Source organism: Streptococcus sp. HMSC066E07, assembly GCF_001814695.1.
Classification (GTDB): domain Bacteria; phylum Bacillota; class Bacilli; order Lactobacillales; family Streptococcaceae; genus Streptococcus; species Streptococcus hominis.
Window position 1 is genome coordinate 20276 of the sequence record NZ_KV817437.1, and the last position, 13140, is coordinate 33415.

The 13140-nt window shown below is 40.5% G+C and carries 11 protein-coding genes; 2 read left to right on the forward strand and 9 right to left on the reverse strand.

Annotated features, from left to right (window positions below; translation table 11 throughout):
- Positions 1-24: 24 nt before the first annotated feature.
- The 4 genes from aspS to HMPREF2984_RS04415 form a co-directional block, all read right to left on the reverse strand.
- A complete protein-coding gene (gene aspS / locus HMPREF2984_RS04400; protein WP_049534407.1) occupies positions 25-1764 on the reverse strand; it encodes an aspartate--tRNA ligase in 1740 nt (579 codons plus the stop codon).
- A gap of 510 nt (positions 1765-2274) precedes the next feature.
- Positions 2275-2850 (reverse strand): cysteine hydrolase family protein, encoded by a 576-nt coding sequence (locus HMPREF2984_RS04405; RefSeq protein WP_070670591.1) that lies wholly within the window; start codon positions 2848-2850, stop codon positions 2275-2277.
- The gene (gene codY / locus HMPREF2984_RS04410; protein WP_003028802.1) at positions 2850-3638 is read right to left on the reverse strand and encodes a GTP-sensing pleiotropic transcriptional regulator CodY; all 789 of its coding nucleotides are present in this window, start codon (positions 3636-3638) and stop codon (positions 2850-2852) included. Before codY ends, HMPREF2984_RS04405 begins: the two co-directional genes overlap by 1 nt.
- A 164-nt stretch (positions 3639-3802) precedes the next feature.
- A complete protein-coding gene (locus HMPREF2984_RS04415) occupies positions 3803-5017 on the reverse strand; it encodes a pyridoxal phosphate-dependent aminotransferase (protein WP_070670594.1) in 1215 nt (404 codons plus the stop codon).
- A gap of 151 nt (positions 5018-5168) precedes the next feature.
- Here HMPREF2984_RS04415 and HMPREF2984_RS04420 point away from each other — a divergent pair, with 151 nt between their 5' ends.
- Complete coding sequence (locus HMPREF2984_RS04420; RefSeq protein WP_003028799.1) at positions 5169-5621, forward strand: universal stress protein; 453 nt, start codon at positions 5169-5171, stop codon at positions 5619-5621.
- Between the two features lie 43 nt (positions 5622-5664).
- On the opposite strand, the gene HMPREF2984_RS04425 is transcribed toward HMPREF2984_RS04420, so the two are convergent.
- Entirely contained in the window at positions 5665-7053 is a 1389-nt protein-coding gene (locus tag HMPREF2984_RS04425) for a Cof-type HAD-IIB family hydrolase (protein WP_049534417.1), read from the reverse strand.
- A gap of 64 nt (positions 7054-7117) precedes the next feature.
- On the opposite strand from HMPREF2984_RS04425, the gene HMPREF2984_RS04430 reads away from it, so the two are divergent.
- Complete coding sequence (locus tag HMPREF2984_RS04430) at positions 7118-8080, forward strand: asparaginase (RefSeq protein WP_049534419.1); 963 nt, start codon at positions 7118-7120, stop codon at positions 8078-8080.
- Positions 8081-8411: 331 nt separating this feature from the next.
- On the opposite strand, the gene recG is transcribed toward HMPREF2984_RS04430, so the two are convergent.
- From recG to HMPREF2984_RS04450, 4 genes are all read right to left on the reverse strand, one after another.
- On the reverse strand, positions 8412-10427 hold the full coding sequence (gene recG / locus HMPREF2984_RS04435) for an ATP-dependent DNA helicase RecG (RefSeq protein WP_070670596.1): 2016 nt from the start codon (positions 10425-10427) through the stop codon (positions 8412-8414).
- Positions 10428-10530: 103 nt separating this feature from the next.
- Positions 10531-11637: an alanine racemase gene (gene alr, locus HMPREF2984_RS04440; protein ID WP_003027390.1), complete on the reverse strand. Its 1107-nt coding sequence runs from the start codon at positions 11635-11637 to the stop codon at positions 10531-10533.
- Entirely contained in the window at positions 11624-11989 is a 366-nt protein-coding gene (gene acpS / locus HMPREF2984_RS04445; protein WP_003027392.1) for a holo-ACP synthase, read from the reverse strand. Before acpS ends, alr begins: the two co-directional genes overlap by 14 nt.
- Before the next feature lie 110 nt (positions 11990-12099).
- A complete protein-coding gene (locus tag HMPREF2984_RS04450; protein ID WP_003027395.1) occupies positions 12100-13140 on the reverse strand; it encodes a 3-deoxy-7-phosphoheptulonate synthase in 1041 nt (346 codons plus the stop codon).

Sequence of the window (13140 nt, forward strand, 5' to 3'; positions counted from 1 at the left end):
CTTCTTATTTTATCACAAATAGGCTTAGTTCTTCAATTCCAAATGAAGTTCTTTCACTTGACTCGCATCTACTTGGCTGGGACTTTCTAGCATCGGATCAAAACCAGTTCCATTTTTAGGAAAGGCGATGACTTGGCGGATATTTTCTTCCCCAGCCAAAATCATAACCAAGCGATCCAAGCCTAGAGCCAGGCCACCGTGTGGTGGGAAACCATAATCAAGCGCTTCTAGGAAAAATCCAAAGTCCCGCTCGTAATCTTCTTTTTCCATGCCCAAGAGTTCAAACATAGCTTCTTGACTCTTTCGATCATGAATCCGCAGGCTACCACCCCCAATTTCATAACCATTAAGGACAATATCATAGGCATGACTTTTGATTGAAGCTAAATCTTCTTTCTCATTTTCAAAAATTCCTTGGGTGAACGGGTGGTGCATAGCTTGATAGCGCCCCTGCTCCTCATTCCACTCTAGCAAAGGCCAATCTAATACCCAAAGGAAGTCCAGTCGACTCTGATCGATTAAATCTAATTGTTTGGCAATCTCCAATCGCAAGTGCCCCAAGGCTTCCTGAGCTTGTCTTTTCTTGGCGATGACCAGTAAAAGCAAATCACCGTCTTGCGCTTCCAATCGGTCTAGGAAGGCAGCTGCTTCTGCTTCAAAAGTCGAAGCCAAATCCCCTTGAAGTTCACCTGCTTCCACTTTAAGACTAGCAAACCTACTAGCTCCAAATTCTTTCATTTCCTGATAGAAATGACTGAGTTGCTTCTTCGTGAAAGAATCCGCAGCATTTGGAACACAGATACCCCATAATTCTTCGTGACGAGCAAAAGCCTGCTTCAGCAAAAGAGAGGAATTATCCTGACAGAGAGCGGTCAGATTTTTCAGTTCCAAACCAAAACGCGTATCCGGTTTATCTGTACCAAAGCGACTCATAGCTTCCTCATAACTGATAGTTGGAAAAGCTTCGGTCAGTTCCAAACCATGAGTTTTCTTGACAACAGCTTTGAGCATCTCTTCTACAAGCATACGAATATCTTCTTCACTAGCAAAACTCATTTCCATATCGACCTGAGTAAATTCAGGCTGACGGTCTCCCCGTAGATCCTCATCTCGAAAGCAGCGAACAACTTGATAATAACGCTCCAGACCAGCTCCCATTAGGAGTTGCTTCAGCATTTGCGGACTTTGAGGCAAGGCATAAAATTGATTTTTAAAGACGCGGCTGGGAACCAAAAAGTCTCTGGCTCCTTCTGGTGTAGACTTTGTCAAATAAGGTGTCTCCACTTCCAGAAAATCCTTACCGTTTAAGTAGTCACGAATTGTGCTGGTTACTTGGTGACGAAGTTTGAGGTTCTCCGTCATCTTACTCCGACGCAAATCCAGATAGCGGTACTTCTGCCGCAACTCTTCTCCTGTATGGGCGTGCTGATCGAGTTCAAAAGGAAGAGGCTTACTACTTGCAAGGATTTGAATCGCCTCTGCTCGCAGCTCCACCTGTCCAGACTTGATTGCTCTGTTGACAAAGCGGGCTTCTCGCTCGACAACTTCTCCTGTAACAGCAATCACATCTTCTTTATGTAGATGTTCAATTTCCGCAAAAGCCGAGCTATCACCTGCGACAAAAACTTGAAGCAGTCCTTCTCGGTCTCGTAGCTCTATAAAAGCCAATTTCCCATGATTTCGGATATTTGCGACCCATCCAGTCGCTGTCATTTTCTGACCAACTTGTTCCAAACCGTAGTTTCCAATAAAAACTTCTTTCATATTCTCTACCTCTTTCTAAATTCATTTCAGTTAAATCGTCAACTTGCCGCAAATTACTTATAGAGATCTACGCCCGTAGCTCTAGATACTAAAAGTAGGAAGCATTTTTTGTTTACAGCTTTTGTCCAACTGACAAAATTGCAACCGCTCCTCTAAGTACTAAGAATTATAAGGAACATTGACTTTACTACGTAAATCTATGACCATAGCTCTAAACACTAAAACATTCAGAGCTATAGAAAAACGGCTTCCGCCTGTAAAACAGACGAAAGCCGTGGTACCACTGTTATTCGTTGCATTGCAACCTCTGGCTCGTAACGTGAGCAGACGTTTGTGCTTTGATTCACACAAATTATTTACAATGATCTAATAGTTTCAGACAATATCATCCTTTGCCATTAATAGTATAGAAAAAAACCATTTTATCATTGACAGTATGTTCTTCGGATTTTGCTTCCTTGGTGCTGCTCTCAGCTTTCAGCACTCTCTGTTCAAGTCAACAAGCCTACTCTACTGCTTTTTTACTTTTAAATTGTTATCTATTATAGTCGAACCTAAAACATTTTGCAAGTGGTTTAGTGCAAATTTATGATTTTCCTCCGAAAGAGAAGCTACAGCAGACTCTACCACCTCAATTTGATACCCTAAATTATAGGCATCAATAGCTGTGTGGAGAACGCAAATATCCGTCAGAACACCAGTCAAAATCACCGTGTCAACTTTTCTTTCTCGCAGACGAATATCCAAATCTGTTCCCGAAAAAGCTGAATAATGCCGTTTATCCATCCAAAAGACGCGAGAATCTGCTTTATGCTCCTGATAAAAATCCGCCAACGGTCCATAAAGGTTACGTCCACTAGTGCCTTTGATGTTATGTGGTGGAAAGAGTTTACTCTCTGGGTGAAAAATATCCCCTTCATCATGGGCATCAATGGCAAAAAAGATATAATCGCCTCGATCAAAAGCAACCTTTGTTACCTGTGCGATAGTTTTAGAAATCGCCTGAGCTGGTGCACCTGCCGTCAATTTCCCATTATCTGCTACAAAGTCCACCGTATAATCAATCGAAATCAATGCTTTTGTCATCAGTAATCTCTCTTTTTAATCTCTTCAAAGACATCTGGAATAAGGACTTTAAGATAGGTCCCTTTCATTCCTAGAGAGCGACTTTCAATAATGCCTGCACTCTCTAGTTTACGCAGAGCATTGACAATCACCGAGCGAGTAATGCCAATACGATCCGCAATGACCGATGCTGTCAATTGACCTTCATTACCGTTTAATTCACCTAAAATAGCTGAAACAGCTCGTAATTCTGAATAAGACAAAGTATTCACAGCCATGGTTACCGCTGTTCTGCGACGAATATTTTTTTCATCTTCTTCTCGTTGGAAATTGAGTAACTGAATACCAACCACTGTACTTGCAATTTCTACTAAGATTAGATCATCATCGTCAAATTCTTTATCATTGCGCCAAACAATCAAAGTCCCTAAGCGAATCCCTGAAACATGAATAGGCGAAATCGTCGTCAAGCCGTCTGGAAATTCATCTTTGGTTTCGACAGGAAAAATTGACAAATCATGATTGACAGGAAGATTGGCCTCTGTGTCATACATTAAATTCGCTGTGCGAACATATTCTTCTGGGAAGATTTTCGTTTGATAAAATGCTTCCACTCGGTCATTATTCGTCTTGTAGCGCATGAAATACCCCAAAAGACGCCCTTTACTGTTTACAATGCAGGCATTGCAATCCATAATTTCAGCTAACTGCTGGGTAATTGCATTGTAAGGTAATTCATCCTGTAATCGCTCATCTGAACGACGCAAAATAGATGTAATTTTTCGTGTTTTTGCTAATAAGTTTGCCATAATTTACCTCGCATATAATCTTATTGATTATATCATAAAGCGCTTTAATCTTCAACAATTATCTGAAAATTGTTTATTGAGATACAATTGTGTGCAATTAGTCCTGCTAAGTTTATTACTCTTTTATTTCAGCAACAAAAAAGCAACCTTTCGGCTGCTCTTCATCATCTCCGATATTGCCTTAAGAAACGAGTCATCTTTTCTTGAATTTGTGCCAGTTCATCTACACGAGGCAGATAAACAATCCGGAAATGATCTGGATCTTTCCAGTTAAAGCCTCGTCCGTGCACCAGCAAAATCTTTTCTTGCTTTAAGAAATCAAGCACGAATTGCTCATCATCGTCCACTCGGTACATTTCTCTGTCAATTTTAGGAAAAATATAAAGACCAGCTTTAGGTTTGATTGCTGACAAGCCTGGAATTTCATTGATAGCCTTGTAAATAAAGTTTCGTTGCTCATAAATGCGCCCACCAGGAAGCAGCAATTCATCGACTGATTGATAACCACCAAGCGACGTTTGTACCACATGCTGAGATAAGACGTTTGAGCACAAACGCATATTGGATAGCATGTTTAGCCCTTCAATATAATCTTTCACGTGATATTTAGGACCAGATAACACCATCCACCCGACACGAAAACCCGCGATACGGTGTGATTTAGACAAGCCATTCATGCTGACACAAAAAAGGTCAGGAGCCAAACTGGCGATAGCCGTATGTTTCTCACCGTCCATCACTAAACGGTCATAAATCTCATCTGCAAAAATAATCAAGTTGTTTTGCCGCGCAACTTCAACAAGTTCTTCCAACACCTCTTTAGGATACAAAGCTCCTGTCGGATTGTTTGGGTTGATAACGACAATAGCCTTTGTATTAGAGGTAATTTTTGATTTGATGTCATCAATATCTGGATACCAATCAGCAGCTTCATCACAAAGATAGTGAACAGCATTCCCTCCTGCTAAACTGACCGCTGCGGTCCAGAGAGGATAATCCGGCATAGGTACCAGCACCTCATCGCCATTGTCTAGCAAACCTTGCATAGACATGACAATCAGCTCGCTGACTCCATTTCCAAGGTAGACATCGTCAATATCAACATTTGGAATACTCTTTAACTGGCAATATTGCATAATGGCTTTTCGAGCAGAAAAAATCCCTTTCGAGTCTGAATACCCCTCGCTATCACGTGCATTCATAATCAAGTCATGAATCACCTCATCTGGCGCTGTAAAACCAAACTCAGCTGGGTTTCCTGTATTCAAACGGAGGATTTTCTCACCGTTTGCGCGCATCCGCATGGCTTCTTCTAAGACAGGACCACGAATATCATAAGCCACATGTTCTAATTTTGTTGATTTATTAAATTCTTTCATCGAATTTTTCCTCATTTCAAAAGAGTCAATTTATTATAACGCAATTTTCCTAAAAAATCTAAAAAACTTCTTGTAAAGTCTGCATGAAAATGCTTTACTTTTTTCATGTAAAGGGTTACAATATAACTAAAGAAAGAATGGAGGTATTCCTATGCTACAAAGATATCAAAACATTATGGTCGCTGTTGACGGTTCTCACGAAGCTGAGCTTGCCTTTGAAAAGGGTGTAAATGTTGCGCTTAGAAATAATTCACGCCTAACGATTGCCCATGTAATTGATACACGTGCCTTGCAAAGCGTTTCTACATTTGATGCAGAAGTCTATGAAGAATTGCAAGAAGATGCAAAGAAACTCATGGATCAATATGCTGAAAAAGCCAAAGAAGCCGGCGTGGGAAATGTTGTCACAGTTGTTGAAATGGGAAATCCGAAAACCCTTCTTGCCACTGATATTCCAGAAGAACAAAAAGTTGATCTCATCATGGTCGGTGCTACTGGGCTCAATGCCTTTGAACGGTTACTGGTTGGTTCCTCATCTGAATACATCTTGCGTCATGCAAAAGTTGACTTACTTGTTGTTCGTGATAAGGAAAAAACATTATAATACAAAGATAGAGAGATTGGCATAAACCAGTCTCTCCTCTTTTTTATTCTTCATTTTTTTCACAATTTCGTTGATAAGCTTGAATTTGACGTTCAAGCTCTTTTTTGATAGCAGGTTCCGGTGCATAATTTTTTTCCCAATCATCTGGTTTTAAAATTTTATGAGTAACTGGGTCAAAGTGCGCTTTGCCATCTGGGAAGAGTTTCCCCATATTCGCTTGGTGTACAATTTCAAATAAACGCTCAGGATCTACTCCCATTAAAACAAAACTACCATAAGTAAAATACAACATATCAATCAGTGCATCTACTTGCCCAACTAAGGACATCTCTGCTTTGCTCTTCTTTTTGACTTTTTCAGCAGCTTTGTTCACAGCTTCGTGCAAAGATTGAACAGACTGATTGAAAATTTCTTCTGACGGACTGGCTGCCCGTAAAAATTCTACTAATTCTTCTACCTTGAAACCTGCACGATGACGAGCACCTTCTGTTGTCCACAGGATGGGCTCTTCCTGCGTGCATTCATCCATTATCCCATGAAATTCTTTGACCTTATTAAAGTGGTGGTCGTTACTGACAAAGACTTTTTCACTTGCCAAAATACCAAAATGCTCCAAAGCCTTATGAATTCCGTCCTGACTATTACTGCTAGTAGTGTGTTTCGCGACTTCTTTCACTCGACTGGTTCCATTTCCCATGGCGATGGACATACCAACCCCCGCTAACATTTCAACATCATTATCAGAATCACCAAAAGCCATGACTTGATTGATGTCAAAACCGTATTCTTTTCCGACCAGCTTAATTCCTTCTAACTTTGACATTCCTTGATTGACGATATCAGCTGCGAAAGGACTGCTACGAGTAAACTTTAAATCTGGAAAATCTACTTCGATAGCTTGTGTTTCTTTTGGTGTTGCCAGCATCAGTACTTGATAAATCGGCTCTTGAATAGATTTCAATAAATCATCCTGTTGTTGAGGAAGTGCCTTACTAATCACATTGTTGAAACTTTTATTGACCAAGTGTGTCATCTTCTTCGGAACAAAGTGACTGGTCCATTGAGAAAACTTGCTCATGCCAAAGCTCATGATTTTGGAGCCAACCACTCCTGATTTTGTCCCAAATGAAATTTCTATTTTATGCTGGCGAGCATACTGAATCAAGTGACGCAAACTGGTTTTATCAATTGGCTTCGCAGAAATGACTTTATCTTTTGAAAAAATATATTGTCCATTATAGGTTACTGCAAAGTCCAAATCCAACTGCTCCATAAAAGATTGAACAAAAAATGGACCCCGACCTGTCGCTAAACCAACTAAAATACCTTGCTGTTTTAAACTATGAATCGCTTGTTCTGTGGATTTCAAGACTGTCCGACTATCATTTACTAACGTCCCATCAATATCAAAAAAGACTGCTTTAATTTCCATTCATTTCTCATCTCTTTCTTTTATGATACAATAATTATAGCATAGATTCAGGAGAAGCTCACTTATGACCAAAAGAATTTTAGTTTTACATACTGGCGGTACTATTTCCATGCAGGCGGACACTACTGGAAAAGTCATCACAACTGAACACAATCCCATGAACCATGTCACAGTTCCTCTAGAAGGTATTCAAGTGACGGCTCTTGATGTTTTCAATATTCCTAGCCCTCACATAACACCACAGCACATGCTGCAATTGTATCAAAAAATCAAGACAGACGGGAAGCATTTTGACGGGGTTGTCATTACTCATGGAACGGACACTCTGGAAGAAACAGCTTATTTTTTGGATACCATGGAACTTCCAGATATTCCTGTCGTCTTGACCGGTGCCATGCGAAGCTCCAATGAACTAGGAAGTGACGGAGTTTACAATTACTTATCTGCACTCCGTGTAGCAAGTGATGACAAAGCACGCGGAAAAGGCGTTCTGGTGGTTATGAATGATGAAGTCCATGCTGCCAAATACGTGACAAAAACGCATACGACCAATGTCAGCACTTTTCAAACGCCAACTCATGGACCACTCGGACTGATTATGAAGCAAGAAATCCTCTATTTCAAAACAGCTGAACCACGCGTTCGTTTTCATTTAGATAAAATTTCTGGGTTTGTACCGATTATCCCAGCCTATGCTGGAATGAAAACCGAACTGCTTGATATGCTAGACTTGGAAAAGATAGACGGTCTCATCGTTGAAGGCTTTGGCGCTGGAAATCTACCACAAGAAGTTGCCCAAAAGCTCAGACAACTTGCGAATTCTGGATTGCCAATTGCACTTGTATCACGTTGCTTTAACGGGATTGCAGAGCCAGTTTACGCTTATGAAGGAGGCGGTGTAAAGTTACACGAATCAGGAATCATGTTTGTCAAAGAACTGAATGCTCCTAAAGCTCGTATCAAGCTGCTAATCGCCCTGAATGCTAGACTTCAAGAGCAAGAATTAAAAGACTACATGGAAGGCTAGGTTCTTACATAGATAAAAAGCCTCGAGTGATTCGAAGCTTCTTAGGATATTTTATGTTTAGGAGATTTATGAAAAAAAGTTTTTAGCTCTTTTGTTTTTTAGTTATTTGCCATATATTTCTGATTCCTTTCCTGTTTTTTTGAATGTTTTGTTATAATTTACTTTAATATTTACTGTCATTGGACTTACCTCTTTCTTTTTGATGAATTTAGTATAGCCCGAAAAACTTAAAGCAGACTTATAGATTTCTTTCAGAAAACTTAATTTAAAAAACTTCATCCAAATGAAAATGGTGAAGTTTTTTTGTTTTATACATGATGATAGACTCAAATCAATCCAAATAATCCTGTTGTTCCAAATGAAGTGCTACAATATACCAGTCTGCATTCGTTCGCCAATCAGGAGTGGACACAATTTGACTGGCGACCTTTCTGGCCTCTTCTAAAATTGGATAATCCTCCAAAATATCCGCTACCTGAAATTCCGGCAAACCAGACTGACGAGTGCCAAAGATTTCACCAGAACCACGCATTTTCAAATCTTCCTCAGCTAAGACAAAACCGTCAGTTGTTTCCGTCATGATTTTCATGCGTTTCTTGCCAGATTCCGTCTTGGGATTAGCCACGAGAACCGCATAAGACTGCTTATTCCCACGACCTACTCGACCACGTAACTGATGAAGCTGACTGAGCCCAAATCGATCCGCATCCATGATTAGCATGACCGTAGCATTGGGCACATTGACACCGACTTCAATAACAGTCGTGGAAACCAGAATGTCCGTTTTCCCTTCCTTAAAATCCTGCATAATGGCATCTTTTTCATCGCTCTTCATTTTACCATGTAGTAGTGCTACATGAGCTTTGTCACCGAAATAAGCCTTTAGTTCCTTTTCCAAAGCAAACGCATTTTTCAGATCCAGCGCTTCTGACTCCTCAATCAAAGGAGAGATGACATAGATTTGAGCACCTCGTTGCAGCTCTTTTAGCAACCAATCCAGAACTACTTCCAGCTGCTCATGCTTGACCCAACGGGTGATGATTGGCTTACGTCCTGCTGGCATTTGATCAATAATGGACACATCCATATCGCCAAAAGCAGTAATAGCAAGCGTCCTAGGAATGGGCGTTGCAGTCATCATGAGGACATCAGGATTATTTCCTTTTTCTCGCAAAATTCGCCTCTGCCCCACTCCAAAGCGGTGCTGTTCATCAATAATCACCAGACCGAGCTGATGATATATCACACTTTCTTGAATCAAAGCATGAGTGCCGACAATCATATCCACCTGACCAACCTCAATAGCTTCTAGTGCCTGTCTGCGTTCTGCTGGCTTCATTCCTCCTGTCAACAGAATTATCCGCAGTTCAGGAAAAAGTTGGCTCAAGCTATCAAAGTGCTGCTCTGCCAAGATTTCAGTCGGTACCATGAGAGTAGATTGCAAACCAGCTGTATAAGTAGCATACATAGCTAAACCTGCAACCACCGTCTTTCCGCTTCCGACATCTCCCTGCAAGAGCCTGTTCATGTGAGCTGGCGATTTCATATCCTGTAAAATCTCGTTTAGACTGCGCTCTTGAGCAACTGTCAGCTCAAAAGGTAGAGTAGCTTTTTTATTTTCTAGCAAGTCTGCCTGCCAAGGAATAATTAAGCCCTGACTAACATCTTTTGTTTCACATTTGAGAACCTGCAATTGCATTTGAAAATAAAAAAGCTCTTCAAACTTGACCCGACGCAAGGCTTGTTTGTACTCTGTTAAGTCTTTTGGAAAATGCATTGCTCGTACAGCCTGACTACGTTCCACTAACTGATAGCGCTCCAGCAGAATTTGAGGCAGATTTTCTTCCAACAGAAGTTCTAAGCTTTGGTCAAAAGCTGTCTTAATGACCTTCACCAAACTAGCTTGACTAATCCCTTGTGCCACTCGATAAACAGGCTGCAAATCATCTTCTACTTGTGCTAGAATTTTCATCCCGGTCAAACTAGCCTTTGCCTTATCCCATTTTCCGAAAATAGCAATGGTTGAGCCAACCTCCACCTTGTCTGCTAGATAAGGTTGATTAAAGAAGTTGACTGCAAGTACCACCTCTCCCTGCTTTATGGTAAAACGCAGGCGATTGCGCTTGTAGCCATAGTACTGGACATTTGCTGGTGTAGTCACCACCCCTGAAATAACTGCCTTTTCACCATCTTCCAGTTCTAACACATTCTTACTTTTAAAATCTTCATAGCGAAAGGGAAAATAGAGCAGCAAATCTTGCAGGCTTTCAATTCCCAGCTTAGTAAATTTTTCAGCAGATTTCGGTCCTACACCCAGCAGAACCGTTAAAGGTTGGTGTAAATTCATAATTCCTCTTTCAGTTCTGTTTTTCAAGAGTTTGTAAAAGCAGATTGGAACAACCATGCTGAAAATAGCTTTCTAGATTTTTCCAACTGCTTTTTAGTTTCAATCAATTTTTATAAACTCTAGGCACACGATCACTAATCAAGCAAACCACCTCGTAGTTGATTGTTCCTCGTTTTTCTGCTACATCTGTTGCCGAAATAGATTTTTTACTGCTTTCTCCGATAAAAACAACAGGTGTACCAATAGGATAAGCTTTAGGTAGACGAACAGTAATCTGATCCATAGACACACGCCCAACAATAGGACAAGGTTGCCCGTCAATCAAAACATTAAAACCTTGCATATCTCGTGTCCAACCGTCTGCATATCCTAACGGGATCGTTCCAATATACTGCGAATTTTCACTTGTATAAGTAGCTCCATATCCCACATCTGCCCCTGCTTCCAGCTGCTTGACATGAACTAATTCCGACACCAGAGAAAGAGCCGGCTTCATTTCATAAGGAAGCTGCAAGGTACGACCGCTAGGATTGAGACCATAGATAATATCACCCAGACGCACCGCTTTCATCACAGTCTCTGCATGCCAAAGAGTCGTTGCAGAATTACTAGCGTGAACAATCGGTGGAACGGTTTCTAATTGCTCTAAAATTTCTTTAAAACGTGCCAACTGTGCCTCAAATTTATGGGTATCTGCTTCATCAGCTGTTGCAAAATGGGTGAAGATGCCTTCTACCTGAGCACCCGCTTTTTCCAAACGATGAATGGCTTCTTGAGCGTCTTGACTATCTCGAAAACCAATCCGTCCCATTCCAGAATCAATTTTTATGTGAACAACCAAGCTAGCTACATCTATATTTGACTTCAAGAGCAAATCAATCCATTCTAAACTAGCAACCGTACAGGTCACTTTGCGCTCAATTGCCAATGAAATGGCATGAACATCTGACACTCCTAATACCAAAATCTTTTTCGTAATGCCAGCATCACGCAACTCTACAGCTTCATCAATATTGGAAACACAAAAGCCATCTACAATTGACTCAATATAGCGTGTAACAGCAACCGCACCGTGACCATAAGCATCTGCCTTCACCACAGCCCACTTTTCCACATCGTTTGGAATGTGGGCAGCAATTTGCTTAATATTAAAGCTGATAGCAGCTAAATCAACAACGGCCTTAGTAGGTCGATGATTACTCGTTTTCATGATGTTCCTCCAAAATAACACTAGCTGTAACAATATTTCCTGCATGGCTGAGCGACACCCAGACCTTGCCAGAAAAAGGCGATTTGGTAAAAACGGGCGCTCCCTTTTCATCGTTTAAAATTTCTAAATCCTGAAAAGTGACACAGCCAATACCAGTCCCCCACGCTTTAGAAAAAGCCTCTTTAGCAGACCAACGTCCCGCCAAATATTCCATTTTTCGCTTGCCCGTCAGCTTTTCAAATCGGTCAAATTCTGCAGCTGTCAAAATCTTTTGGGCAAAGCGAGCATTTTTTTCGTAAACTTTTTGAATAGAAGAAATTTCCTCTATATCAATACCATGTCCTTTAATCATCTTTTTAAAAAGAGGCTGGGACACAAACGTGTGCCAGACTCAGTTACTTTCTAAAATAAAACTTAATGCGCTAATACTATCAGATTTTACAAATCCACTCCCCATCTTTTTTATTTTTCATTTTTAGATAGGGTAGTATAAATTTCCTTGACCAGTCTGACTGTATTATCCCAACCCAAACAAGGGTCTGTAATCGATTTTCCAAACACTTCAGGCTCATTTTGACGGCCGTCTTCTAAGTAAGACTCAATCATAAATCCGCGTACAACTTTTTTGATTTTATCATTCCAGTCACGATTGATTAGGGTTTGACGGACAATCCGAATTTGTTCTAAATAACGTTTGCCTGAGTTATCATGATTGGTATCAATCATAATAAAAGGGTACTCTAGTCCCATTTCTTCATACTGTTGAATATCATTTAAGAGATTTTCATAATAGAAATTGGGAATATTTTTACCATATTCATTTATAGACCCACGCAAAATAGCATGCGCCAAAGAATTGCCAGATGTCTCTACTTCCTGACCGTGATATAGGAAAGTTTGCTTATTTTGCGCTACATAAATTGCATTGAACAGAACATTCATATTACCTGACGTTGGATTTTTCATTCCAATAGGTGCGTCAAGACCACTCGCTACAAAGCGATGTTCTTGATCTTCCACAGATCGTGCTCCGACAGCATGATAACTCACCAAATCATCTACTAAAATCAAATTAGACGGATACAGCATTTCATCAGCAGTTGTTAATCCAGTCTCTGTGATAACACGATAATGCAGATTACGAACCGCCTTAAGCCCATTGATTAAACTTGGAGCCGCCTTTACATTTGGCTGGTGAACCAATCCTTTATAACCGTCACCATTGGTTCGAGGTTTTGCTGTGTAAACACGCATGACCATAAAGAGTTTGTCTGCTACTTTCTTTTGCAAATCAGACAAACGACGAGCATATTCTAAAACTGCGTCTTCGTTATCCGAAGAACACGGACCGATGACCAACAAAAGTCTATCATCTTTTCCACGGAGAATAGCGGCCAGTTCTTTATCTCGCTTTTCCTTAATGATCAAAGCTGCTTCAGATAATCGTGTCGTCTCTTTAATACGATCAATATCAATTTTCTGACCCTTTTCAATAAATGTCAT

Bases quoted from the DNA above. Each gene is read 5' to 3' on its own strand.
- alr (WP_003027390.1), bottom strand. From the start codon at position 11,637: ATGAAAACGAGTAATCATCGACCTACTAAGGCCGTTGTTGATTTAGCT.
- recG (WP_070670596.1), bottom strand. From the start codon at position 10,427: ATGAATTTACACCAACCTTTAACGGTTCTGCTGGGTGTAGGACCGAAA.
- HMPREF2984_RS04415 (WP_070670594.1), bottom strand. From the start codon at position 5,017: ATGAAAGAATTTAATAAATCAACAAAATTAGAACATGTGGCTTATGAT.
- aspS (WP_049534407.1), bottom strand. From the start codon at position 1,764: ATGAAAGAAGTTTTTATTGGAAACTACGGTTTGGAACAAGTTGGTCAG.
- codY (WP_003028802.1), bottom strand. From the start codon at position 3,638: ATGGCAAACTTATTAGCAAAAACACGAAAAATTACATCTATTTTGCGT.
- acpS (WP_003027392.1), bottom strand. From the start codon at position 11,989: ATGATTAAAGGACATGGTATTGATATAGAGGAAATTTCTTCTATTCAA.
- HMPREF2984_RS04405 (WP_070670591.1), bottom strand. From the start codon at position 2,850: ATGACAAAAGCATTGATTTCGATTGATTATACGGTGGACTTTGTAGCA.
- HMPREF2984_RS04420 (WP_003028799.1), top strand. From the start codon at position 5,169: ATGCTACAAAGATATCAAAACATTATGGTCGCTGTTGACGGTTCTCAC.
- HMPREF2984_RS04450 (WP_003027395.1), bottom strand. From the start codon at position 13,140: ATGACATTTATTGAAAAGGGTCAGAAAATTGATATTGATCGTATTAAA.
- HMPREF2984_RS04430 (WP_049534419.1), top strand. From the start codon at position 7,118: ATGACCAAAAGAATTTTAGTTTTACATACTGGCGGTACTATTTCCATG.
- HMPREF2984_RS04425 (WP_049534417.1), bottom strand. From the start codon at position 7,053: ATGGAAATTAAAGCAGTCTTTTTTGATATTGATGGGACGTTAGTAAAT.